Source organism: Myroides guanonis (genome assembly GCF_900114085.1).
Taxonomy (GTDB): Bacteria; Bacteroidota; Bacteroidia; order Flavobacteriales; family Flavobacteriaceae; genus Flavobacterium; species Flavobacterium guanonis.
Window position 1 is genome coordinate 62,426 of record NZ_FORU01000009.1, and the last position, 24,996, is coordinate 87,421.

19 protein-coding genes and 1 pseudogene are annotated in these 24,996 nt (G+C 32.9%); 9 read left to right on the plus strand and 11 right to left on the minus strand.

All coding sequences use genetic code 11. From position 1 onward, the window contains the following. Positions 1-20 precede the first annotated feature (20 nt). Positions 21-410, plus strand: a complete 390-nt coding sequence (locus BM024_RS08745; protein WP_090679343.1) for a group III truncated hemoglobin — start codon at positions 21-23, stop codon at positions 408-410. Positions 411-439: 29 nt separating this feature from the next. Here the strand turns inward: BM024_RS08745 and BM024_RS08750 are convergent, their stop codons facing one another. Then, positions 440-1,855: a thioredoxin-like domain-containing protein gene (locus BM024_RS08750; RefSeq protein ID WP_090679450.1), complete on the minus strand. Its 1,416-nt coding sequence runs from the start codon at positions 1,853-1,855 to the stop codon at positions 440-442. 178 nt (positions 1,856-2,033) lie between these two features. Here BM024_RS08750 and BM024_RS08755 point away from each other — a divergent pair, with 178 nt between their 5' ends. After that, positions 2,034-3,650 carry an ABC-F family ATP-binding cassette domain-containing protein gene (locus BM024_RS08755; RefSeq protein ID WP_090679346.1) on the plus strand — a complete coding sequence of 539 codons (1,617 nt, stop codon included), beginning with the start codon at positions 2,034-2,036 and terminating at the stop codon, positions 3,648-3,650. A 162-nt stretch (positions 3,651-3,812) separates the two neighbouring features. On the opposite strand, the gene purL is transcribed toward BM024_RS08755, so the two are convergent. Both purL and BM024_RS08765 read right to left on the minus strand, forming a co-directional pair. Further along, positions 3,813-7,478: a phosphoribosylformylglycinamidine synthase gene (purL, locus tag BM024_RS08760; RefSeq protein WP_090679349.1), complete on the minus strand. Its 3,666-nt coding sequence runs from the start codon at positions 7,476-7,478 to the stop codon at positions 3,813-3,815. Between the two features lie 64 nt (positions 7,479-7,542). After that, positions 7,543-9,066, minus strand: coding sequence for a hypothetical protein (locus BM024_RS08765; protein ID WP_090679351.1), 1,524 nt, complete (start codon positions 9,064-9,066; stop codon positions 7,543-7,545). 130 nt (positions 9,067-9,196) lie between these two features. Here BM024_RS08765 and BM024_RS08770 point away from each other — a divergent pair, with 130 nt between their 5' ends. Next, a complete protein-coding gene (locus BM024_RS08770; protein WP_090679353.1) occupies positions 9,197-9,901 on the plus strand; it encodes a polysaccharide deacetylase family protein in 705 nt (234 codons plus the stop codon). A 150-nt stretch (positions 9,902-10,051) separates the two neighbouring features. Here the strand turns inward: BM024_RS08770 and BM024_RS08775 are convergent, their stop codons facing one another. The 4 genes from BM024_RS08775 to BM024_RS08790 are packed head-to-tail and all read right to left on the minus strand — an operon-like array spanning position 10,052 to position 13,840. Continuing rightward, on the minus strand, positions 10,052-11,140 hold the full coding sequence (locus tag BM024_RS08775) for a glycosyltransferase (RefSeq protein ID WP_090679355.1): 1,089 nt from the start codon (positions 11,138-11,140) through the stop codon (positions 10,052-10,054). Between the two features lies 1 nt (position 11,141). Next, the gene (locus BM024_RS08780) at positions 11,142-12,248 is read right to left on the minus strand and encodes a glycosyltransferase family 4 protein (protein WP_090679357.1); all 1,107 of its coding nucleotides are present in this window, start codon (positions 12,246-12,248) and stop codon (positions 11,142-11,144) included. Next, positions 12,245-13,015 (minus strand): glycosyltransferase family 2 protein, encoded by a 771-nt coding sequence (locus tag BM024_RS08785; protein ID WP_090679359.1) that lies wholly within the window; start codon positions 13,013-13,015, stop codon positions 12,245-12,247. The genes BM024_RS08780 and BM024_RS08785 overlap by 4 nt, the downstream gene beginning before the upstream one ends. Before the next feature lie 9 nt (positions 13,016-13,024). Next, entirely contained in the window at positions 13,025-13,840 is an 816-nt protein-coding gene (locus tag BM024_RS08790; RefSeq protein ID WP_090679361.1) for a 2,3,4,5-tetrahydropyridine-2,6-dicarboxylate N-succinyltransferase, read from the minus strand. Between the two features lie 210 nt (positions 13,841-14,050). On the opposite strand from BM024_RS08790, the gene BM024_RS08795 reads away from it, so the two are divergent. The 4 genes from BM024_RS08795 to BM024_RS08810 all read left to right on the plus strand — a co-directional run bounded on the left by BM024_RS08795 (position 14,051) and on the right by BM024_RS08810 (position 18,692). Further along, positions 14,051-14,503 (plus strand): DUF1569 domain-containing protein, encoded by a 453-nt coding sequence (locus BM024_RS08795; protein ID WP_090679362.1) that lies wholly within the window; start codon positions 14,051-14,053, stop codon positions 14,501-14,503. 234 nt (positions 14,504-14,737) lie between these two features. Further along, positions 14,738-15,376 (plus strand): nitroreductase family protein, encoded by a 639-nt coding sequence (locus BM024_RS08800; RefSeq protein ID WP_090679364.1) that lies wholly within the window; start codon positions 14,738-14,740, stop codon positions 15,374-15,376. 458 nt (positions 15,377-15,834) lie between these two features. Next, complete coding sequence (locus BM024_RS08805; RefSeq protein WP_090679452.1) at positions 15,835-17,031, plus strand: M48 family metalloprotease; 1,197 nt, start codon at positions 15,835-15,837, stop codon at positions 17,029-17,031. Between the two features lie 23 nt (positions 17,032-17,054). After that, positions 17,055-18,692 carry a DUF6770 family protein gene (locus BM024_RS08810; protein WP_090679366.1) on the plus strand — a complete coding sequence of 546 codons (1,638 nt, stop codon included), beginning with the start codon at positions 17,055-17,057 and terminating at the stop codon, positions 18,690-18,692. Positions 18,693-19,118: 426 nt separating this feature from the next. On the opposite strand, the gene BM024_RS08815 is transcribed toward BM024_RS08810, so the two are convergent. After that, complete coding sequence (locus BM024_RS08815; RefSeq protein ID WP_090679368.1) at positions 19,119-20,264, minus strand: multidrug effflux MFS transporter; 1,146 nt, start codon at positions 20,262-20,264, stop codon at positions 19,119-19,121. Positions 20,265-20,371: 107 nt separating this feature from the next. Between BM024_RS08815 and BM024_RS08820 the strand changes: the two genes are divergently transcribed. Further along, the gene (locus BM024_RS08820) at positions 20,372-21,139 is read left to right on the plus strand and encodes an AraC family transcriptional regulator (RefSeq protein WP_090679370.1); all 768 of its coding nucleotides are present in this window, start codon (positions 20,372-20,374) and stop codon (positions 21,137-21,139) included. A gap of 60 nt (positions 21,140-21,199) precedes the next feature. On the opposite strand, the pseudogene BM024_RS13830 reads toward BM024_RS08820, so the two are convergent. The 3 genes and pseudogenes from BM024_RS13830 to BM024_RS08835 all read right to left on the minus strand — a co-directional run. Then, positions 21,200-21,421 (minus strand): annotated as a pseudogene (locus tag BM024_RS13830) (conjugal transfer protein TraG); the annotation flags it as partial. 713 nt (positions 21,422-22,134) lie between these two features. Next, positions 22,135-22,914 carry a GIY-YIG nuclease family protein gene (locus BM024_RS08830; protein WP_090679372.1) on the minus strand — a complete coding sequence of 260 codons (780 nt, stop codon included), beginning with the start codon at positions 22,912-22,914 and terminating at the stop codon, positions 22,135-22,137. After that, a complete protein-coding gene (locus BM024_RS08835) occupies positions 22,914-23,687 on the minus strand; it encodes an XRE family transcriptional regulator (protein WP_090679374.1) in 774 nt (257 codons plus the stop codon). The genes BM024_RS08830 and BM024_RS08835 overlap by 1 nt, the downstream gene beginning before the upstream one ends. Before the next feature lie 156 nt (positions 23,688-23,843). On the opposite strand from BM024_RS08835, the gene dinB reads away from it, so the two are divergent. Continuing rightward, on the plus strand, positions 23,844-24,992 hold the full coding sequence (dinB, locus tag BM024_RS08840) for a DNA polymerase IV (RefSeq protein ID WP_090679376.1): 1,149 nt from the start codon (positions 23,844-23,846) through the stop codon (positions 24,990-24,992). The last annotated feature ends 4 nt before the right edge of the window (positions 24,993-24,996 follow it).

Sequence of the window (24,996 nt, forward strand, 5' to 3'; positions counted from 1 at the left end):
ATTATAGTATCTACAAATTTATGAAAAAAGATATCGAAAACCTTGAAGATGTAAAGCAATTAGTTAATATGTTTTATGAGCGTGTGCGTATCAACGAATTAATAGGTCCGATTTTTAATGCTAAAATTCAAGATAGGTGGGAAATGCATTTGCAGCAGATGTATAATTTTTGGCAAACAGTTTTATTAGAAGAGCACACCTATAATGGTAGACCCTTTCCACCTCATGCGCATTTGCCTATATCTCAAGAACATTTTGATACTTGGTTAGAACTTTTTAAAAATACTTTAGACGAATTATTTGATGGACCTAAAGTTGAAGAAGCTAAATGGCGTGCTAATCAAATGGCTCAAATGTTCTTGAATAAAATAGAGTATTTCAAAGAGTATACAGGTAAAACATTGTTGTAGTTTTCGAAAAAACCTAATAAAACAAATTGTTAGTTAGCTGTACTTAGCTTCTCTATAATATTAGTGTCGAATATGTTTACAAACGGATTGTGAATTGTTCCATCACTATTTAAACTAATAGCGCGTTGAATTTTATTAATAATCCAGAGGTCTTTCAATGTTTGAAAATTAGTTGTTCGAAGTTCTAAAATAGTATTAGGGCGGTGATTATTTATATGATTAACCCAACCGATGTGATCAGCGTCTATACTGATTGCAATGATTTGTAAATTGGGATTTTGTTGTGCGATTAAAAGAGCTCTTCTGTGAGAAGCATCAGAATGATCTATGGCATTCTTTGTCCAAAAGAATATCAGAGTTGGTTTGTTGATTAGATTATTAATAGAAACATATTTATTGTTAGTGTCTACTAAGGGGGCTTCTGGTAATCGTTTTTCAAGCTTTAGATTTTGAATAGCATTTCTAATTTTTAAAATTTCATTATGCTGGTTTTTATCTGTAGAAATTTCGAAGTATCTGTTTAGAAATAATTCATTGTTAACTATGTTTTGATCGTCTAACAAGTATATAAAAGCAATTTTATCTAATATAGTGTTTTTAACTTTTTCGTTTTGAATAAGAGTGTCAATGATATTTAGTTTTTCAATGTTCTTATCAAAACTTGTCTCACTATCGAATTCGATTTCAGTTTGTTCTACTTCAGAGCTTAACATAACTCCAAGATATCTGGTAAATGAAGAGAAATCAATTAATTTTTCATTGTTGAAGTTGATTCTTTTTCTGAAATCGTAGTAGTCAAAAGGTAGGTCTTTTCTTATATCTTCGTTATTTCTAACCAAGTGAGCAACTGGGTATATTTCTCTTTGTGAAAAGAAGTGTAAGTCTAACATCGTTTTGGCATACAAATCGAAATCAGGTGACCAATTTATACTTGCCTTGTTTCTGAGGTAAAATGTAGTTCGAGCTGCGTGTGCAGAATCGGTTCTTCTGATGAAATCAGGAACAGATGCATCATAATATTCATAGAGTTTATTCCTGTCGACCAAATTTTTTGTATTCAATTGCATCAGGAAGTTGTTTTTTTGTTCACCTCTACCAGAATATATTATGCTGTGGTCAAAATCTCTTGTGTTTAATCGTAAGTTTAAACTATCATTTTTTTCAAAAAAGACATATTGATATTCTGGATTATGTCTGTATATGTACATTCCTGGAGTTAAAGAATCGAATTTTTTTATGAATTGATTGTTTTCGTCGAGATATAAAGTATCTAACACTATTTCATCTTTGCAAAACAAAACATAGTTGCTAGTAGGGTTAACAATCTCACCTCTAAAATAAGCGGAGTAGTCTTCGTCATCAAATTTTTTAGAACAAGATGAGAGAACTGTAAGTACTAGAATGGATTGTATTAAAAATAAGTGATTTATTTTTAAAGAATACATTGTTTCTTTTAATTTAGGAATTGACACAAGAGTTCGTATAGGTACAAAAGTAATATTAAGATACCCTAGCTGTAGTTAATGGAGAGTTAAATCTTCGAATAGAACTCAGTCTGATTAAGAAGCTAGCTTTTGCAATGTTTTTTTACTAATTTTGCAAACGAATAAAAATCAAGATAAAATGTTAACAGTTTCAAATCTGTCAGTACAATTCGGAAAACGAATTTTATTTGATGAAGTAAATGCAACCTTTACACAAGGCAATTGCTATGGTATTATTGGTGCAAACGGAGCAGGTAAATCAACTTTCCTTAAAATTATAGCAGGCGATTTTGATCCTACTGCCGGGCAAGTTATTCTGGAGCCTGGTAAAAGAATGTCTGTGTTAAACCAAAATCACAATATGTTTGATGAACATACAGTTCTTGAAACTGTGGTTATGGGGAATAAGTCATTGTATGAGGTTAAGACCGAGATGGATGCTCTTTATTTGGATTATACAGATGAAAATGCAGATAGAATAGGAGAGCTTCAAGTGATGTTTGAGGAAATGAACGGATGGAATGCAGAATCTGATGCAGCCACTTTGTTATCTAACTTAGGTATTGCAGCAGAACATCACTATACCCTAATGGGAGAAATGGATGGTAAGCTTAAAGTTCGTGTTTTATTAGCACAAGCTTTATTTGGAAACCCAGACGTGTTGATTATGGATGAGCCTACCAATGACTTGGACTTTGAAACCATTAGATGGTTAGAGAACTTCTTGGCAAACTATGATAATACAGTATTAGTTGTATCACATGACCGTCACTTCTTAGACTCGGTTTGTACGCATATATCAGATATTGACTTTGGAAAGATTAACCATTATTCAGGTAACTATACTTTCTGGTATGAGTCAAGTCAGTTAGCGGCGAGACAGCGTGCTCAACAGAATAAGAAAGCAGAAGAGAAAAAAGCTGAATTAGAAGAATTTATACGTCGTTTCAGTGCCAACGTTGCTAAATCTAAACAAGCTACTTCTCGTAAGAAAATGATTGACAAGTTAAAGCTAGATGACATTAAGCCTTCAAGCAGACGTTACCCAGCAATTATATTTGATCAAGAAAGAGAAGCAGGAGACCAAATCTTAAATATTGAAGGACTTTCAGCTTCTATAGATGGTGAAGTGCTATTCAAAGATGTAGATTTGAATGTGGCTAAAGGAGATAAAATTGTTGTTATTTCTAAAGATTCTAGAGCAACTACTGCTTTTTATGAGATTTTAAATGATAGACTTACACCTGATACAGGGAAGTTTGATTGGGGAATTACAACAATACATTCTTATTTGCCATCTGATAACCATGAGTTTTTCGATACAGATGATACTTTGGTGGATTGGTTGCGCCAATGGGCAAAAACAGAAGAAGAAAGAGATGAAGTGTATGTACGTGGTTTCTTAGGAAAGATGATTTTCTCAGGAGAAGAAGCTTTGAAAACAGGACGTGTACTTTCAGGAGGAGAAAAAGTTCGTTGTATGCTTTCTAGAATGATGATGTTAAGAGCTAACGTTTTAATGTTAGATGAGCCTACTAATCACTTGGACTTGGAATCTATTACTGCATTTAATAACTCTTTAAAGAATTTTAAAGGAACTATATTGTTTACTACTCATGACCATGAATTTGCTCAAACGGTAGGTAATAGAATATTTGAGATTACACCTAAAGGAGTAATTGATCGTTATATGACTTTTGATGATTATTTAGATGATCCAAAAGTAAAAGAATTAAGAGAGAAGATGTATTCATAACCATTCTCTTTATAGATAAAAAAAACCTGTATTATCAAATACAGGTTTTTTTGTTTTCTAGAAGTTTATAAATGAATATTTACAATTGAGTTTATTATATAATAAAAAAGCAGTCCACAATAAAGGGGACTGCTTTTTTTATTTCGAATAGAAATTTATCGATTATGAGTTTTTCTCAATCCATTCTCTTGCGTTAACAAAAGCTTCGATCCAAGGAGAAACCTCGTCATTTCTGTTTTCTGGATAATTAGCCCAATGCCATTGGAAAATAGATCTTTCAATATGTGGCATCATAACTAAATGTCTACCAGTACTGTCTGTAAGCATTGCTGCGTTATAGTCAGAACCATTAGGGTTTGCAGGATATTTATCGTAAGCATATTTTGCTACAATTTGGTATTTATCTTCTGCTTCAGGTAATTGAAATTTACCCTCACCATGAGAAACCCATACTCCAAGAGTGCTACCCGATAGAGTAGATAACATAACAGAATTATTGTTTTGAACCGTTACAGATGTAAAAATACTTTCATGTTTTTCAGAAGTATTGTGAAGCATCTTACCGTGTACTTCATGTTCAGGTTGAATTAATTCAAGTTCCATAAACAGTTGGCAACCATTACAAATACCCACAGATAAAGTGTCTTTTCTGCCGAAGAAGTTTTTTAAGGCTGTATTTGCTTTTTCATTGTATAAGAAAGCTCCAGCCCATCCTTTTGCAGAACCTAATACGTCTGAGTTTGAGAAACCACCAACAGCTCCGATAAATTGGATATCCTCTAGAGTTTCTCTCCCTGAGATTAAATCTGTCATGTGAACGTCTTTAACATCAAAACCAGCTAAATACATTGCATTGGCCATTTCACGTTCAGAGTTACTACCCTTTTCACGGATAATAGCAGCTTTAGGTCTTGGCTTAGAATTGTCTAAATGAGGTTTTTTACCATCGAATTGCTGAGGAAATGTAAATTGAAGAGGTAGGTTTTTATAGTTTTCAAAACGAGCTTGCGCCATTCCGTTTTTAGACTGCTTTTGATCTAATAAGTAAGAAGTTTTAAACCAAGTATCTCTTAATTCAGAAACATTGAATGTAAATGTGTCTTGATTGTTAGTAATAGAAACTTCATTTCCTGTAATAACCTGCCCAATTTTAACAGCTTTAATACCTTGCTTAGAAACAAATGTTTCAAATGCGTTATCATCATTCGCTTGAATTACTAATGCGATATTTTCATTAAACAAAGCTTTGACAGTGTCTTTTTCGTTTAATCCACTTAAATCATAGTTAGCAGCTAAATCAACATCTGCAAAGCACATTTCTAGTAAAGTAGTAACTAAACCACCACTACCAATATCGTGTCCAGCAGCAATGTGGCCTAAAGATATTAACTCTTGAACAGTATTGAATGCTTTTTTGAAATATGCTCCATCTTTAATAGTAGGTGCTTCGTTACCAATTTTGTTTAGAATTTGTGCAAAAGAAGAACCACCTAATTTGAATGTGTCATTAGAGAGGTTTATATAGTAAATAGAACCTGCGTTTTTACTTAAAACTGGCTCTACAATTTTTGTAATGTCATTACAGTTTCCTGCTGCTGAAATAATAACTGTTCCAGGAGCAATAACATCTTGGTTAGGGTATTTTTGTTTCATAGACAAAGAGTCCTTACCAGTAGGGATGTTAATACCTAACTCTATAGCAAAGTTAGAACAAGCTTCAACAGCTTGGTATAAACGAGCGTCTTCTCCAGGGTTGTTACATGCCCACATCCAGTTAGCGGATAGTGAGACGCTTTTTAGACCGTCTTTTAAAGGAGCCCATACAATATTAGAAAGAGATTCAGCAATTGCATTTCTACTTCCTGCTGCAGGGTCAATTAAAGCAACAATTGGGTTGTGACCAATAGAAGTTGCAATACCTTCTTTTCCTTTGAAATCAAGAGCCATAGCTCCTAAGTTGTTCAATGGAAGCTGTAAAGGACCTGCGCATTGTTGTTTTGCAACACGTCCGCTCACACAGCGGTCTACTTTATTTGTTAACCAGTCTTTACAAGCAACTGCTTCTAATTGTAGCAATTGATTTAGATAGGTTGGAACATTAGCTGTAGTGTATTCTAAATCTTGGTAATTACGAACAATTGTTTTGTCTTCCATAATTGTTTTCGGAGAGCTACCAAACATATCTTCAAGATTAAAATCCATTGGTTTTTCTCCAGTGGTTTTAGATTCGAAAGTAAAACGATTGTTAGAAGTTACATCTCCAACTTCATACATAGGAGATCTCTCACGATCAGCGACTCTTTTAAGAGTGTCTATATCACTTGGAGCAATCACTAATCCCATACGTTCCTGAGATTCATTACCGATTATTTCTTTAGCAGAAAGAGTTGGGTCTCCAATAGGAAGTTTGTCTAAGTCAATCAAACCTCCAGTTTCTTCTACTAGTTCAGATAAACAGTTTAAATGTCCACCTGCACCATGATCGTGAATAGAAACAATAGGGTTATTTTCGCTTTCTACCATACCGCGAATAGCATTTGCAGCACGTTTTTGCATTTCTGGATTAGAACGTTGTATAGCGTTTAATTCAATACCAGAACCAAAAGCACCAGTATTTGCAGAAGATACCGCAGCACCTCCCATACCAATACGGTAGTTTTCACCTCCTAAAATAACAACTTTATCACCATCTTTAGGTGTTTTTTTGATCGCTTGGTCTAATTTACCATAACCTATTCCACCAGCTTGCATGATTACTTTGTCAAAACCTAACATACGAGCATCTTCTTCGTGCTCAAAAGTTAAGATAGAACCTGTAATTAACGGTTGGCCAAATTTATTTCCAAAATCAGAAGCTCCATTAGACGCTTTGATTAAGATATCAATTGGTGTTTGGTATAGCCATTGGCGTTCATCCATAGCGTTTTCCCATGGACGGTTTTCTTCTAGTCTAGAGTAAGAAGTCATGTATACAGCTGTTCCTGCTAAAGGCAAAGAACCTTGTCCGCCAGCAAGACGGTCTCTAATTTCTCCTCCAGATCCAGTTGCAGCACCATTAAATGGTTCAACTGTAGTAGGGAAGTTGTGAGTTTCAGCTTTTAAAGAAATTACAGAATCAAATTCTGTTTCTTGATAAAAATCTGGTTTGTCTGCTGATTTAGGAGCAAACTGAGTAACACGAGGACCTTTAACAAAGGCAACATTATCTTTATATGCAGAAACAATATCGTTAGGATTTGTTTCTGATGTTTTTCTAATTAATTTGAAAAGTGAAGTTGGTTTTTCTTCACCATCAATGATAAAAGTACCATTGAATATTTTGTGACGACAGTGTTCAGAATTTACTTGAGAAAAACCAAAAACCTCTGAATCTGTAAGTTTTCTACCTAATTTAGTAGACAGATTTTCAAGGTATTCTATTTCTTCTGCATTTAGTGCTAAACCTTCTTTCTCATTGTAAGCAGTGATATCTTCTATTTCAAGAATAGGTTGTGGTTTTGCGTTGATGTCGAAAATAGTTTGATCTAAAGTAGTGAATTTCTGAGATAACATTGGGTCAAAACTGCTATTCTCTTCTGATCTAATGAATTCTTCGATTCGCAAGATACCTTCTATTCCCATGTTTTGAGTGATTTCAACAGCATTGGTACTCCAAGGTGTAATCATCGTTGCACGAGGACCAATAAAAGCCTCTTGTAATGAGGACACGTTTAAATGCTTAGCGTTTCCAAAAAGCCAATTTAGCTTTGATATATCTTCGTTGGTCAAAGAATCAGTGGAATCTACTGCATAAAAAATGCTAGAAGGATTTTCAAAGAAGTAAATCATTACGATCTGTTTTTAGTAGTTGTTGTAAGATGCAAAAGTACTGCAAAAAAAGACAATTTAAAAATTATTCTTTCTCTTGTAAAATATGTTGGTAAGCTCCTAAATCGGGTTCGTTTAATCGGGTTTTTCCAGTTATATCTATTGGTGTTTCCTTTGTGTAGAAAGGGTTGGCAACTCCTAAGAGCTCAATCGTTTCGATAGTTAACTGTAATTGATTTTTAGAAGGGTTTAGGAATATTGGATTGAAAGTGCTGTTTCTGCGTTGTATGTAATTGCTTTTGAACGAATTATTGTCATTAAAAATGTAAGGAAATTGCCCTGATAACTTATTGTTTCCGTCATAGAACTTTATGAAATTTGTGTCAAAATATACTGGGAAATCTGATAACTCCTTAGTTGCAGGAGAGAGGATTAAACTTTCACTAGACTGGCTATAGAGAATGCAATTAGCAAAAAGCGCATCGTGAAGTCGAAACTCTTCTTTTCCATCCCCGTTATCTATCCAAACGGAAGTAGTTCCTGGAGAATTCCAAAGGTTTACAAAAGTACTGTGTATAAATCTATAAGAACCTCCTAAAGTACAGGCTAAGGATGTTAAACCAGCACTTCCAATAACTATATTATCTCCTTGAATAGTAGCTGTTCTAGCTAAGATTCCATATTGTGAGGCATTGTAGATTTGCAAGTTGTTAAGATCTAAATTACCCTTATTTTTATTGACAAACAACCCTATTGTAGGGTTTTGAATAGTTACGTTTTTGAAAACACCACTGCTTTCTGGGGTTAACCATATAGTTCCCCATTGGCCCGGTGTATACCTGTAGGAATATTCAAGTCGATTCCCTTGAAATACGATTGGTTTTTCTATAGTTCCAATTGCTTTAATTTCAGCATCTTTAGCTACTATGATACCAGAGTCTTTGTGGAAATAAACTTCAGAACCAGCTTCAATTAATAATTCTTTATTTTGTGGCACTGCTGCATATCCATAAACTACATAAGGTTTATCAGCTTTCCAAAGTAAAGAGTTTCCGAAAATTGGGTCGTTTTCTGAAAGATAAAAGCCTTTGATTTGTTCATCTCCTATAGGAAGTGTTTCAATTACTCCGTCTGAATTTTTTTTGGGATATAAGAAATGAGCATCTCTTACTAAAGTAACCACTTCAATGTTTTGTGTTTTGTTTTGCGATTGAAAAATAAGTTTGTCTGTATAGAGAAAAGAAGCATCTGGATTTTTGTATTTTTCATAGTCTATAGTAGCTTCAATAAAAACAAACATACTGTCTTTTGCTAATAACTCAACATTTTGAAAAACTTTACCAGACATACCGTCTAGCAATAAACGATAGTTTGATGCCTCTCCTTCTGCGAGTCGAATACTAGGGATTTGTATGTTGTTGTTTGACCTGTTGTAAACTTTAAGAGTATAGGTACTAGTTCCAATGTTGGTAAAAACCGTGTCTAAATAAACGGTGTCTTTAGAAAACTCTAAATTACCTTGACTAGGTTCAAAATCAAAATCTTTGCGACAAGACTGTGTTAAAATAGCGAAAAGCAATAAGAATCCAAGTACTAAAGTGTTGCTCATAAAAGTAGACTTTGGGTAAAAATAGTCAAATAAATACGGAATGATTACACTTTTTTCAAGAGTTTTTGATGGTATATCAAAAGTGATTACTTTTGTGTGTGTTTCAACTTAGAAATAAAAAAAACTAGTTATGAGTCGTCTACCGATATTAATGTATCACAATGTAACAGCAAACCCTGAAAAATCAATTGGATTAACTATTTCGGCAGAAAAGCTAGAAAAGCAGTTTCAATACCTAGTAACTAAAGGCTTTAATACATATCACTTTTCAGAATGGAATGAGTTAATAAATAGATCGGGAAAATCTGTAATAATCACCTTTGATGATGTAACATTAAATCAATTGGAATATGCTGTACCACTTTTGGAGAAATACAATCTCAAGGCTACATTCTTTATTCCTTTTGCCTATGTGGGGAAGACCGATGAATGGAATAAAGGTGCCGAACCAATTATGAATGTAGAGCAACTAAAAGATTTAAGTAAGAATATTGAGTTGGGATATCACTCTTTTTATCATAGAGCTTATGCTAAGATGACTAGTGCTGAAATAACAGAAGATTTCGATAAATGCAAGGCTTTTTGTAAGGAAAATAAATTAGAAGTTTCTCCAGTTTTAGCCTACCCCTATGGAAGCTTTCCAAAAAAAGAACCTCTTAAAACCCCATTTTTCCAACAAATGAAAGAAGAGGGGATATTGTTTGCATTGAGAATTGGAAACAAGATAAACACAATACCTACTTTGAACCGTTATGAATTGAATAGAATTGATGTAAAAGGAGAGGAGTCTCTATTTCTTTTTAAATTTAAATTGCGTTTTGGTAAACTGTTTTAGATATGGTTTTACTTTATTTGTAATTATATAGTTTATTGTTAATTGTTTGTGAGTGAAAAGAATACGCTAAGTTTAATATTGCTATTTTTTATTCAGTCATTATGGGCTCAATTCACTATTCCTCTATATGGGTGGGAAAAGTAGTTTGACTTATACTAGTCCAGTAAAGTATCTATGTAGTTCCTCTGATATTTTATTTTTGTCAAAGGTTTGACTGCAATAGTTAAAACCCTGTTCACCTAGCTTTGAGCGCAATGTTGGGTCTTGCAATATTTTTATTTTGTCTACTGCGGCATCAAGGTTATTCTCAGGAATTAAATAACCTGTTTCATTGTCTAAGACTAACTCAGGATTACTACTACTATTGAAAGCAATAATAGGTTTTTTGCAAAGAGAAGCCTCAGCAAGCACATAGCCAAACCCCTCCCAGAGAGAAGGAAGTACGAATACATCAATTTCCATGAGCAGGTTTTTCACATTGTCTAAAAATCCTAGAAAAACAACGGTATCTTCAGTGTTGTTTTCTTTGGAATAGGCTAGTAGTTCCTCTTGTAGAGATCCAATTCCTCCAATATAAATTTTGTGAGGTATTTGTTGTTCTTTTAATTTCTTTGATAAGTCAATTAAGAAAAACTGATTCTTTTGAGGAGCTAATCTCCCTAAGCTACCTATTGTTAAAACATCATTAGATTTTGGAATAACAGGGGTATAAGGACGTTCTAAAAACTCGGTTATATCTATTGGATTGTAGATAACCTTTATTTTGTCAATTGGGAATAAATCTGGATTGAGTTCGGTAATAGTGTTTTTAGTAGCTTTAGAATTGGCTAAAATATCAGTTACCCAATTTTTAAATATATGTCTATTAAGCAATCTATCTTTGATGGGAATTGCAGAACCCCTTCGATATATAATATGTGGAATTTTTGCTAAATGAGCGGCATGAGCTGCAATTTTTAAATCACCCGGATGATTGATAACCAATATATCTAATTTTAGTCTTTTAAAGTTTTCCTTTAACTGTAAAAGCTTTATGGGATTCAAGAAACTAGTGTTAGATAACTGAACAGGAATGAACTTCACATCTTTATTATCTTTCAGTTTATTAGCAATAATCCCTTGAGGAGCACCAAAAAAGTAAACATCATGACCTGCGTTAGCAAAGGAAACACTAGCATCGTAATGCCATTTTTCACCACCACCCCAAGTAGCAATAGAGTTAAAAAAAGCGATTTTCATTTTAAATTAGATTTTTATATAAATTATGCCATTGAGTAGCAATACTATGATCTTGAAATTGCTCAACATATAATCGACCTTTTTCAGCAATTTCATTGCGTAATGTCGGATTTTTTAGCAATGTAGTTATTTGAAAACCTATTTCAGAAATATTGTAAGGATCAACATAAACACTATTAGGACCTCCTGCCTCAGGGAAAACACCAGAGTTAGTTGTTATAACTGGAGTATTGCAAAACATGGCTTCTATAATTGGAATGCCAAAGCCTTCAAATATAGATGGATATGCAAAAATAGTAGCAAGTGTATATATATGAGCCAATTCCAATTGACTTACATTTTTTAAGAAAACAACTTTAGCTTGTATATGGTGTTTTTCAATATAGGTATGTATTGCTTTACAGTAATCGGTTTCTCTACCAATTAAAACCAAAGTAGTGTCTAGATCTTTAACAGCTTTTACTAAGCTAAAAGCATTCTTGCGTTCCTCTATAGTTCCAACGTTTAAGACGAACTCTTTAGGTAAATTAAATTTGGTTTGTGTTGCGGATAGACTATCATCGCTAAAGGTCTGTTTAAAAACATTAGAACATCCTTGATAAATTACACGAATATTTTTTTCAGGAACCTTTAAAAATTGAGCAATGTCTTTTTTAGTTTGTTGACTGATAGCGACTACTATATCTGCATGGTCTACTGCATATTGAAATTTCTTTCTGTGCATATGTCTATCCCAACTGCTGTATAAAGCGGGATATCGTTCAAAAATTAAGTCGTGAATACTTACGACCTTTTTTATGTTTTTAGGTAGATTAGTGGGTATTTCACCAGAAAGACCGTGATAAATATCCAATTCTTTAAGACTGTCTTCCTTCGCAATACCATAGGTTCTCCAAATAGGATGTAGTTTTTTCCATAACCCTTTAGGAGTCACGGTTGAAAACAATTCGGTGTCTGAAAAGAAAGGAATTGTCTTGTTTTTTGGATTGAATAGTACATAAGTATCTTGAGGGTAAAATTCCTTTAAAATACGAACCAAATCCCTAGAGTAGTTTCCCAAGCCAGTTTGGTTGTGAAACAACCTTTTTGCATCAAAACCTATTTTCATTGATTTCCTTCTTTTTTCTGTAGTTCAATGATTTTAATATACTTTAAAAAAGTAGAATAACCTGCCATAGAGCAGATTACAAAACCTTGAAAACCATCTAGGAACCCCTTTTTGAAAAAGTAATTTTTAAAGAATTTCCAAAAAGGATTGATTACGACCTTAAAAATAGAAATTTCCTTTCCATTATTTTTGACATAATTTACTGCTGCTAGGGTAGTATAAGTGTCGTTTTTTCTATGGTGCTCTGTATAGCTATCGTAAGCCCAATGTAGTAAATCTCCCTTTAATTTAACAAGGCTGCTAGGGTTAGTGAGCTTAATAGTTTCATGAATATTTGTAGGACTATACCAATAGGCTTTGTTCTTATTAAACAGTCTTGTTTTAGTGCCAGGATACCAATTAGAATGATGAATCCACTGTCCACAATAGTGATTTAGAATATTAAAAGAATAACCTTCAGCACTTAAAGTAGGTTTCAGTTTTAATATAGAATCTCTTAACTCGTCGGAAAGAGCTTCATCTGCATCTAAAGAAAGAACATAATCAAATTGAGCTTGTTCACTTGCAAAGTTCTTTTGATCTGTAAAACCGATAAAAGCTCTTTGAATAACACGAGCTCCGTATTTCTCACAAATTTTCACAGTTTGATCGGTTGAAAAAGAATCGATTACAACGATTTCATCAACTACTCCTTGAAGAGATTCTAAACACTTAGAAATATATTGTTCTTCATTAAAGGCAATTATTACCCCTGAAATTTTACTCATATAACAATTTTATACAGCTACTTGATGCTCTCTTAAAGCATCATTTAAAGATGTTTTTAGATCAGTAGAAGCTTTTCTCTTACCGATTATTAATGCACAAGGAACTTGAAAATCTCCCGCAGGGAAGGACTTTGTATAAGAACCTGGAATTACTACAGATCGCTCTGGTACATAACCTTTGTATTCTATAACTTCATCTCCACTTACATCTAATATTTTTGTAGAAGCAGTTAACACAACATTTGCTCCCAAAACAGCTTCTCTAGCCACATGAACTCCTTCAACTACGATACAACGAGATCCAATAAATGCATGGTCTTCAATGATAACGGGAGCTGCTTGTAGAGGTTCTAAGACCCCCCCAATTCCAACACCCCCTGAAAGATGGACATGTTTTCCAATTTGAGCACACGAACCTACCGTAGCCCATGTATCAACCATTGTTCCTTCATCCACATAAGCACCGATGTTTACATAAGAAGGCATTAAGATAACACCAGGTGCGATAAAAGAACCATGTCTTGCAACCGCATTAGGAACCACCCGAATACCTTTTTCAGCAAATCCACGCTTTAATGGCATTTTATCGTGGTACTCAAAAATACCTGCTTCTAAAGTTTCCATTTTCTGAATTGGAAAATATAAAACTACCGCCTTTTTAACCCATTCATTTACTTGCCAACCTGTTTCAATAGGTTCTGCAACACGTAGGTGTCCTGAATCAATAGCTTCAATGACTTCTCTAATTGCTGATTGTGTGGTTGCTTCTTGGAGGAGACTTCTGTTTTCCCAAGCTTGCTCAATGATTTCTCTTTGTTTGTTCATACGCTTTTGGTAAATAAAAGCAAATATAAACATAATGCTAGTGTGGCAAGGAGTAGATTTTATTTTTTGTTTTGGATTTGTTTTTCTTATAAAAATGGAAGTGGTAGATACTTTATAATTTACAAGAAAAGAAGATTCGCCGTATTGGTTATTGTTACAATAAATAGAACATTTGGCTATATTTGAAAACCAAAATTAAAACTGAACCAAATGAAAAATATTTTTGAAAAATCCATTTCGGAAGAACTTATAGCAAGGATTAATAATCTAAATACATCTTCTATGCCTCAGTGGGGGAAAATGAATGTAAATCAGATGTTAGCGCACTGTAATGTTGCTTATGAACTAACTTATGAGAACAAAGTATCTAAACCCAATTGGTTAAAAAAAATGCTTTTAAAGACTTTTGTAAAGCCGATTGTAGTTGGAGAGAAAGAGTATAAAAGAAATAGTCCTACAGCACCAGAATTTAAGATTATAGGAACTAGGGAATTCGACAAAGAGAAAGAAAGATTAATTGAGTATTTAAAGCTTACTCAAGAGAAAGGAGCTCTTTTCTTTGAAGGAAAAGTGAATCATTCTTTTGGAGTTTTAACGTCTAATGAATGGAGTAATATGTTTTATAAGCATTTGAATCATCATTTGAATCAATTTGGTGTATAAATACTTTTATGAAACTAGTGGTAAAGACTATCTTTTAAAGCTAGAGTAATTGTTTTAACTAATGTTTTTGAAAATAGAGTACTTTAAATTAGTAAGATTAAAGTGAAGGTTAAAGTAATCTAAAATCTGATATTGGTCTGTGTTTTATTCTGTAATTTTGCACATTGTTTAATGTAAGTGTATTTTTTTAGTAATAACACTTATGTTATTTTGTTTAATTATAGATTTTTACAAATGACATTAATAGATAATTTAAAATGGAGAAATGCTACTAAAGCATATAACCCATCAAAAAAGATAAAAGAAGCTGATTTAGATAAAATTATAGAGGCTATCCAATTAGCTCCGACGTCTTCAGGTTTGCAGCAGTTTAGAGCCTTTGTTATAGAAGATCAAGACACGAAAGAACAATTGATGACTACGGTTTTGAATCCTGAATGTATGAGAGATTGTTCACATGTTATCGTGTTTGCTGCATGGAATGAATACACGGATCAAAAGATTGATGATATGTATGATTTTACTACAGATGAACGCAGTTTACCGCGTGGGAGATTTGATAGCTACACAGATAAACTAAAAGCTTCTTTTAGTGAATTGGATGCTAAAGCTCATTTTGATCATGCGGCAAGGCAAACTTATATAGCGTTAGGTTTAGCTTTAGCTCAGGCAGCAGAGTTGAAAATTGATAGTACACCAGCTGAAGGATTTAGCACTGCAGTTATGGACGAAGTGTTGGGGCTTAAAGCTCAAGGACTTGGAAGTACAGTTATGTTATATTTAGGATACCGCGATGAAGAAAATGACTGGATGAGTAAAATGAAGAAAGTTAGAATACCAAAAGAAGAATTGGTACAACGTTGGAAAAAATAATCGGTTTAAAAGAATTGCATTTTGATGTTTAAATGATATATCAAAGTGTAAGTATACTCAATGTTTTTATTAAAGCGCACGGAATTTTGTTCCGTGCGCTTTTTTTATGCTTGATATTTTGTCTAAATAGTAAACACAGCTTTAATAGCGAGGAATTATAAGCATTCGTTTTTATAATGATTAAGTATATTTTATCTTAAAATTTGTAAAACAAATTTTTCTGTGTATTTTCGTCGCGCCTTTAAGAGTATTATTCTTGAGCTGACTTAATTTTAATAATGGTACATAAAGAATTACTATCAATTTTTAAATCTTATAAAGTGAAATTAAAACTAGTTTACAATTCTTAGCGTTTTCCCATGAAAATTATTTACCTACTAACCACCCTCATTTTTTCTTCTTTAGTTTTTGCTCAACAGCCGCCGGTATTATTAGATACTTTAAAATCAAAGCAAAAAATGATTTTAAAAAACAGATATAATCAGCGAAAAACGGAATTTTTCGCTCAACTTGATCGTGGGCAAAATGGAGAAGATATAAAAGAAATTAAAAACATATTTGAAGAGAGTTATAAAGATGTTTTTGAAAAAATTGAAAAAAACGAATTGCTGTATGATTCACCTTTAAATCTCTATTTGGATAAACTCACAGCTTCAATTCAAAAAGAAAATCCTGAAATTCCTAGAAATCTTTCGATACTGGTTTCGCGTAAGAATGAAGCCAACGCCTATAATCGAGGGGAAGGGACGATTGTTATTAATAATAGTTTACTTAATGCGGTGGATAATGAAGATCAATTAGTCTATGTGTTATGTCATGAAATGGCTCATCAAACATTGAATCACGTGCTTGAGTCCGTTAAAAAATATGTAAAAACGAATAATTCAACCGAGTTGAAATCTAAAACTAAACAAGTTAAGAAACAGAGATATAGCAGAAAAACGAGTGCTGAGAATTTATTAAAGGAACTTGCATATAAAAATTCAGCTGTTAATAGAGCAAAAGAAATTCAAGCCGATTCTTTAGGTTATGTTTTTTATTCACGATTGAATCGCAATCCAAAACAAGTGGTTCGAATATTAGAGAATTTGAGAGATTCTGATAAAGAATCTGATTCATTAATCGTTGATGACTATAAAAGGATATTCGATTCTTTTAAGCTTTCTACCAAAGAAAGATGGTTTAAGATGGAAAGTTTTGATGAATATCATTATCAAAAAAACACTAAGTTCAATACAGATTCTTTGCGTACTCACCCTAACTGTGATGTGAGAATTGAGAAATTGACTCGTATTGCACCTGAGTTAGAAACAGAAGCTATATCAGTTGAATTCAAAAACCTTGATTCAGAATCATTTTTAAAATGGAAGCAGAGTGCTGTATATCAGAATATCCAGAACGAATATTTTTTAAAGAATTATGGAAATAGTCTATATGAAGCTTTAAAGCTTTACAATAGAAAACCAGATGATCAACTCAAAAAATGGATTAGTTTAAACTTTAAAAAATTATATGAAGCTAAAAAGGCTTATCGACTGAATAAGTATGTCAGTCAAGTGAGTGTTGTGGAATATACTGACAGTTACAATCTGTTTAGCACCTTTATATTTAATCTCGGTTTAGAAGATCTCGAGATAATTAATAAATCCTTATAAACGAAAAACACTTTTATATAATTATGAAAAAAACACTTTTATTTTTATTACTGCTATTTAGTGCAGTGATGCACAGTCAGATTGTTGAATTACAAAAACTATCCAATGGAGAACTAGTTCAAGGACAACCATTGTTTAATAAAACACAAGATGATGTATATGGATACTTATTTATTTTTAAGAAAGATAAACTAGACAAGAAAGAGTTTTTGTATGAATACACACTGTTAGATAAGAATTTAAATAAAGTACTTTCTGGCGATTTTACAGAAATATTAGGAAATTATGGAAAGAGCATTGATGTAAATGGAATTTATCGCGAGGGGTTTATCTCATTTAAAATAGATGAGATGTACAGTGAGTATACAGCAAAAATAAGATCAAGGTACAGAGTGTTAGACATTAAGGCGAACTCTCTTTCAGATGCCTTTGTATTAGATGAGAACCTTGATAAAGTTTATAATGAAGAGCCTAAATCAGCGAGAAAGAGTACGGTTTTTACATTTTGGCCTAATTCATTTGGATATAGTTTAACAACTCCCGTGGAAAATAATATAGATAGAGGTCTATTTGCCATGACTCCAAATACCATGTTAGACGCAGGAGCGAGAGAACGTGGGATTTACTATTTCAACGAACAGTTAGACCCTGTTTGGTCTTTAGATTATAATGAAGATGCTACAAAGAAAAAATATGAGGAGATCAGTTTTCTAAACAATAAAAATCATTCAGATATTTTAGTTGGTAGGAGATATTATAATGGTTCAAAAAATGAAAACTTGAGGGAAAAGGGAGAATTGTTTAATACATTTTTGTTTTTGAACAAAGACTCGGGAGAATTGATTAATGAGTTCTCACCCTACGGACTTAAACAGGCAAATGGAATTGAAGCGAAAGATATTTCTACTATAAACGTTTATATGAATTCAAATGAAAGAGTAGTCTTCTTGGATCGAATTATGAATACTAAAGGTAAGAAGTTTGTTTTTGATGAAGAAAAAATTACAGGATTTTCAAAATCGGAATACGAGATTTCGACAGGAAAGGAAATAAGTAGAAATTTCTTTACATGGGATAAATTATCAAAGCACTTATCAATTGATGAGTATGGTTATATAAAAGAAAAGGGAGAGCCAAATAGTTATTTGTATTTTCACGATGCAATACTTAAATCTAATGGGAATATTATTTTTGTAACAGAGCAATATAGAACCTTGTCTGGTACTATAATGGTAGCTGGATCACAAGGAGTTAAAATAAACGATATGATTCTTTTTGAAGTGGATAAAAACATGGATTTAGTTCAGTACAAAAGAGTTGCTAAAGATTCAAAAAACATTAGAAACGGTGTGAAAATGCAAGGTACATCTGCTGATTATTTTGGCGCTTTTGACTATTCTGGATACCAAGATTTAGGAGATGATAATTATATATTCTTCTATTTTAATAAACAGAGATCAGGAGAGGGAGGAAGAAAACAAAGAGTTTTAGGAATAATATCTAGTTTAGACGGAGTTTTGAAAGAGCAAAAACTTCCTTTAAAGTCTAAAGATGGAAGCGAGTTGTCTATTGCAGCTGCAAAAAAAGGATACATCTTGATTATGGAAAAGTTTAAAGACAGAAAAAAGGGAGTAGAAATGCGCTTGGAAAAAGTGAATTAAACTTCAATCATATTTTTAATTATACGACAAGAACCCCAAATATATGAGGGTTCTTGTCGTATATAATAAGATTGTAGTTAGGTAATTATGGTAGAATAATCGAAGTCCACGGGATTTATCGTGATGGATATATTTCTTTTTAAATAGATGATAAATTTGCTCGATTAGCTACACCAGTTCCATAACAGATGAACGTCTTCATCATTTGGCATATCTTAACTTTTTATTGAAGTTTTTTGATTTGATACCTACTATTTTACAAAATCTCGTTTAAATATACAAGTTGCAAATAGATACACTTAGTTTAGCTCTTGAGTATACAAAAAAGTTGCTTATCTATCATTACTCAATAAATTAAGTTGATGTATTAATCTCATAATAAACTGAATTGTGGTAGTTATTAAAGAGGTTTTCATTTATTGAACTCTATTGTTCATTAGAAGGAGTTACTCTTTTATAAACTATTGCAAGGACAAAAGAAAAGCAAGACAATATAGTAAGTATTAAACCCAAATTCTGAATCAATCCCGAAATAGCAAGCCCAATTCCTATGAGTATATAGTACATTAGACCAAATAAAGCTCCTGCTGTGCCAGCAACATCTCTATACTTAACCAATGCTTCACTTAATATATTAGGAATAGCAATGCTAAATCCAATGACAACAAAAATCATAGGTACCAAAAAATATAAACTATCCTGTAATAGTAATGTTCCTAGACCACCGATAGTGGCAATTATTGAAGCGACCAAAATTAAAACAGTTGAGGAAACATTATTGTGAATCATTTTTTTATTGATTATCCCCCCAATCAATGAGCTTGTCGCTAGTAAAATTCCACTATATCCAAATTGTGTGGAACTATAACCTAATTTGTCGAAAATAAATGGAGCTAATGAATAATAACAAAACAACATAATATTAAACGCAGCCACTAAAACCACACTCAACCAAATTAATTGATCACAGAGCAATGCGCGCACTAATTCCTTAAAATTTATTTTTAAATCCAATTCTTTTTTTGTTTCTGGAAGAAACTTAAAGCTGGCAATTCCCAAGACAAAAGATAAGAAGACAAGGCTGGAAAAAACACCTATAATCCCATAATTCTTAACAACTATTCCCCCTAGAAGAAGTCCGAGAACTGGACTGATGGAAAGAGCAATACCTATAATTGAAAATACTTTTCCAAGTTCTTTTTTATCATACAAATCTCTAAATATAGTTTGTGTTACAACAGATCCTACAGCTATACCGAATGCTGAGATTACTCTGGCAATCATAATTATATTAAAATTAGTAGCTATTAAAGCTAGTATTGAACCAATGGAATAGGTAATTAAACCGTAAATCATTGCCTTTCGTCTACCAATTTTATCTGCTGCTATACCCCAAAAAATCACACCAATTGCGAATGCTAGAAAATAAATTGATATGGTTTGTGAGGCTTCCTCATTAGTTACATTAAACTCCTCTGAGATACTTGGTAATGCTGGGCTATAAATAGTTTCAACAAACTGGGGAAACATAATCAGTATAATTAGTAATAGCAGGCTCGGTTTGGTTTTCATTACTCTTTATTTATATTTATTTATTTATTTATTTTTTGACAAAAGTAAATCCTAGTTTGTCTATCTTAGTAATGATATTAAGACAGAAAACATCAAAATAAGGACAAATGGCATTTATATCTAAAGAGAGTTATTTTAATCCTGACGAGATAAAAGCAGCAGTAATTGGTATTGCCTCAAATTTTACATACCATGATTCAGGATTGCACCACCATGATATGGCACAACTTTTATTTGCTCCAAGTGGATGCATGACTATTAATAGTGATAACCAACAAAGTATCTTACCCCCAACAATGGCGGCTTGGATTCCGCCATATTTCCCGCATAGAATTACGATGAAAAATGTGGTTGCATATCGTTCTATCTATTTTGACAAGTCTGTGTTTCCAGATAATTCATCCGAATTTGCTATATTAAATGTAAATGGACTATTAAGGGAATTAATAGAAAGAATTTCTTTTTGGCCATGGAATATGTCTGTTGATTTACAAAAAAATACATTATCAATTTTTTGGGAAGAATTCCATAGTGCTCCAAAACAAAATTTAACGCTCTTAGTTCCCCGAGATATAAGAATTAAACATCATGTTGAACTTTGGAATCAAGGAAAATCTATGCCCAGATTTCTAAAAGAATTTACAAAAGAAGTAGGTGCAAGTGAAAAGACTATAGCCCGAATCTTTTTAAAAGAAACCGGCATGTCATATCAGGAATGGAGACAGCAATGGCGACTTCAAAAATCAATTGAATTGTTAGCGGAAGGAAGAAATGTTCGCGAAACAGCCTACGATTTAGAATTTTCAAGTGATAGTGCTTTCATTGAATTTTTTAAAAAATACCAAAGGGAAACACCGCATAAGTATTTCAAATAAATATCAATTCTAATTTTTTCCCTCTCCAGAAGGAAACCTAGGTGTTTTATGTGGTTTCTATTTATCCGTATGTTTCAACAAACGATTACAGGCAATGGTAGAAAGATCATCAAATTTAAAATCCTAGTTGTACATACTGAAACTTTTCTTGATTTGTTGTTTGATATAATTATTTACGATGACATAAGATTTTCCCGAACCATGAGTTCCTAAAACAATCATTACTCGAAAAGGATTGACGATGTTTATCGAGCTGTCATTCCATTTGTCTTGTTCAAAAAATAAGGATAAAATACGCAATTCTTTTATAAGTATCTATAATACAACACGATTATTAAAATTGCACCTTTACCTATTATAAATTTAAAGTAAGCAATTATGTCAAGAGAAAAAGAAGGAAAGAAGAAGTCGGATAAGACGGCGCCTACTAAAACTTTAAAGGAAAAAAGAGCTAGTAAAGAAACAAAACGAAAAGACAGAAGTAAAGAATAGTGAGTTTTTATATTTATTTTCCGAATGATTATTCATCCAGAAAAGTGAAAATAAAAAGGCAGAATAATTTTGCATATAATTAGGTTTTAATAAGAGTCTTATTGTGTGATATGTAATTTCAGAAAACGTGAATATTCATTTTTGGAGTTCACGTTTTTTTTTAATTATAAAACGTCATATGATGTTTATACTGTAAAAGAGTCGTTAAAAGCTTTCTTTATTTGGGGTTTGTTCGGGTCTTGTTCGGGTCTTGTTCGGAAAACGGGCCTCTATCCCCAGTAAACACTAGAAATTCCCGAAGCATATCCGAACAAAACACTTTTTTGATATTTTTAGTTATTGATTTTCAGATATGTATGTTGTTTTTAAGAATCAAATGATATCAAATGATATCATTTATGACATGAATGATTAAGAGAATTAAAAAATAAGTATAGCTAGTTTTTTATATATCTATTCTCTTAGTTTTTATGAAAGCAGGTAGATGAGATAATAAACAAACACTAGATAGAAATTAGATATCGAATCAAGATTCTTCTAGCGTCTTTATGGTCAGTTTTGTAGTCTAAATATTTTAACAACTCAAATTCGGATGTTTCATTGGGGCAAAATCCAAAACCTTTATATATACCATTTTCTATATATACAAATGCCTTTTCATCAATTGTTCTACCTGCTAGTTGTAGAATCTGTGAGTGTTTCTGAAGACTATGACTGTCTAAAAAGTCTTGAACTCTCTCATTATATGTTGTAGGTCTTTCTTTTGAAATACAGGCTCCTAAACACTCTTTAATCTGATATTGAAAGCAACTTCCATTAGTTTTATATAAACCATTTATTTTTTGACACAGGCGATATTTCTCTGTAATTCTGAATAGCGTGTTTTTTGCTTCCATCATACTCGTAAATGAAGTGATGGCTTCTTCGTTATCTCGTGTTTTTGAAATACGAAGCGCATTATATCCTTCATAATCCTCTAGATATAAACCATATTGAAATATCGTTCGACGTTGTGCACGATTATAGATGGGCTGGTGTGTTTTGATTAAATCAGATTCGTGAAGCAATGCTATTAATTCGCTTCCTGTTACTTCATATTTAATTTGAGAAGTGGTTCGTTGAATTTTATTGGATTTTCGGTCTTTACCACTAAAATGTTGTAACACTCTTTTTTTTATATTGATACTCTTGCCGATATATAACAGTCGGCTGTCTTCTCCATAAAAGAAATATACTCCTGGACAAAGTGGTAAATCCTCTATTTGTTCAGCGATGGTTTTCATTATAGAAGTTTTTTCTTGATTTGTTGCACATCATTTTTCAATTCTTCCATAAGGAACATGAGTTGTGCAGAGTCAGGAGAGAGTATACCCTGTTCAAACTCTTCTGTAGCGATGCTACAGCTATATTCCCAGACCTCTATTAGTTCTTGTAACTCAATTGAATAAGGAGCATAAATGGGATTGTCTGCACAAAGTAGTAATGCATTTTCTTCTACAGCCTTCAAACGTTTGTAGGTGATTCCCTCATTACGAGTTACCCAAATATAGGTTCGTCCACATTTCAAATCATTCAAGTTTTCTACATATTGAGCGATGATAAAACTGCCGTTTTGGTGAGGAGGCATAGAGTCTCCTTCTGTAGGAAAAGCTCTAAATTTTCCGTTTCTCAAAAAAGGTATTGAGAGCGTAGAGAGGTTCTCTATGTATTCGGGGTCGCTATAACTGCTTAAGTATCCCATCTGGGCTTTATGAGGGATGATTTCAATACAGTTATTTCCATGTTCATTTACCTTGATAGGAAAAACAATTCTATTATCAGGTAATTGTATGATTTCATTTAATGGGACTTTTCTCAAATCTACCGATAGCAGTAAGTCAATGCTCACATGAAAGAATCGAGAGATGCGTACTAGAATTTCCAAAGGCGGTTCAGAAGCTCCATCTTCATACTTGGCATAACGTCCTCGGGTAATCAAAAGAGATGAAGCAACAGTCTGTTGCGATTTGTTGAGTTGTGTTCTTAAATAACGGATATTTTCGGCTAGAAATGACATTGCTATAATTTGTAGCAACAAATATAATGTAAATGATATAATCTGTAGTAGTTTTGGAAAAGAAAAAAAACTCAAAAATGAATCAAAGTAACTTTGAGTATATAGGTTGTATAGGATTGATTCTCTTTGTTTTACTCTATTAATACATGTTATGTTATGGAACGACAGATTGTACATTATGATTTAGATACTTTTTTTGTGTCGGTAGAACGATTGCAAAATTCGGGTCTAGTAGGAAAACCTGTTTTAGTAGGAGGAATGTCCGATAGGGCGGTGGTAGCTTCTTGTAGTTATGAGGCAAGGCGATTCGGAATTCATTCTGCGATGCCGATGAAGTTAGCAAGACAGCTTTGTCCTGAGGCTGTGGTAGTACGAGGAGATTTTGATATGTATTCTAAATACAGTACTATGGTAACAGAGATTATAGAAGAAAAAGCACCTGTAGTTGAAAAAGCCTCTATTGATGAGCACTATCTAGACATGACTGGTATGGATCGTTTTTTTAATACTTGGCAATTTTCCAAAGAGTTGCGCAGTAGAATAATAAAGGAAACAGGATTGCCTATTTCTTTTGGTCTTTCGATAAATAAAACAGTGAGTAAGATTGCAACAGGAGAGGTCAAACCTAGCGGGCAACAAAAGGTTGATATAGGTTTTGAAAAATCTTTTTTAGCCCCTCTATCTATTCGCAAAATACCAGGAATAGGTGGTAAGACCTATCCTAAGCTTAGACAGATGGGAGTGAGTAGAATTAAAACCCTGCAAGAATTAGATGTCATGGCTATGCAACAATTGTTAGGAGAGAATGGAGTTACTATATGGAAAAAAGCCAATGCAATAGACACTAGTCCTGTGATTCCATTTCATCAACAGCAAAGTCTGAGTAAAGAAAATACTTTTGAACAAGATACCATAGATATGCTTCTTTTAAAAAAGGTATTGCTTACTATGGTAGATCAATTGGCTTTTGAGCTTAGACAAGGTGGTAGGTTGATGGGATGTGTTACGATTAAAATACGATATACTAATTTCGATACGCATACGATGCAGGCTGCACTTCCTTTTACGAGTTCTGAAAAAGTGATTTCCGAAAAAGTACTTCAGTTGTTTTCTAAACTATATAGTAGACGTATGTTAATTCGCTTGGTAGGAGTGAAGTTTACTAAGCTCATTTATGGAAGCTATCAAGCAAATCTATTTGAAGATACAGAAGAAGACTTGAATTTGTCTAAAGCATTGGATCATATACGAAATCGTTTTGGAACACAGTCGGTTATGCGAGGTTTTGCATTGCCTTTAAAATAAAAAA